We start from the raw sequence: 863 nt of genomic DNA on the forward strand, positions 1-863 counted from the left end.
GCCATGGTCGCGGGGGCGGCGCTGCTCGCGCTCTGAGACGGCCCTCTCCGGTGCCGGCGCCCGGGGGGATGGTGCGGACCGGCGGGAACGGCTGTCCGGTGGTCGATGCGTGCGCCGCACAACCGCCCGGCGCGCGGTGGCCCGCCGGGACGGGTCCGGATTGTCTGACCCCGGGGGTTCTGATAACTTTCCCGCCATTCCGGACCGGTTCGTGCCGGGCTCTTTCCTCCTCGGTTTTCGAAGGCTCTAATGACGCGATTTATCTTTATCACCGGCGGCGTCGTCTCCTCGCTCGGCAAGGGGATCGCGGCGGCCTCGCTGGGTAGCGTGCTGCAGGCCCGCGGGCTGTCGGTGACCATGGTGAAGCTCGATCCCTACATCAATGTGGACCCGGGCACCATGAGCCCCTTCCAGCACGGTGAGGTCTACGTCACCGATGACGGTGCCGAGACCGACCTGGACCTGGGGCACTACGAGCGCTTTCTGCGCACGCGCATGACGCGCAACAACAACTACACCACCGGCCGGATCTACGAATCGGTGATCCGCAAGGAGCGCCAGGGCGATTACCTCGGCGGCACCGTGCAGGTCATCCCGCACATCACCGACGAGATCAAGCGCAGCATCGAGCAGGGTGCGGACGCCGCGGACGTTGCGCTGGTCGAGATCGGTGGCACGGTGGGCGACATCGAGTCGCTGCCTTTCCTGGAGGCGATTCGCCAGATGGGCTCCGAGCTCGGCTCCGAGCGCTGCCTGTTCGTGCACCTTACCCTGGTGCCGTTCGTCGGCGCGGCGGGCGAGATGAAGACCAAGCCGACCCAGCACTCCGTCAAGGAGCTGCGCTCCATCGGTATCCAGCCGGA

General features: G+C 67.3%; 1 protein-coding gene. It reads left to right on the forward strand.

What is annotated here, in order from left to right:
• Window positions 1-249 precede the first annotated feature (249 nt).
• Window positions 250-863, forward strand: a 614-nt coding sequence (locus tag G7A99_RS21865; RefSeq protein WP_163144055.1) for a CTP synthase, incomplete at its 3' end; no start/stop codon positions are given.

Source organism: Arhodomonas sp. KWT (assembly GCF_010993615.1).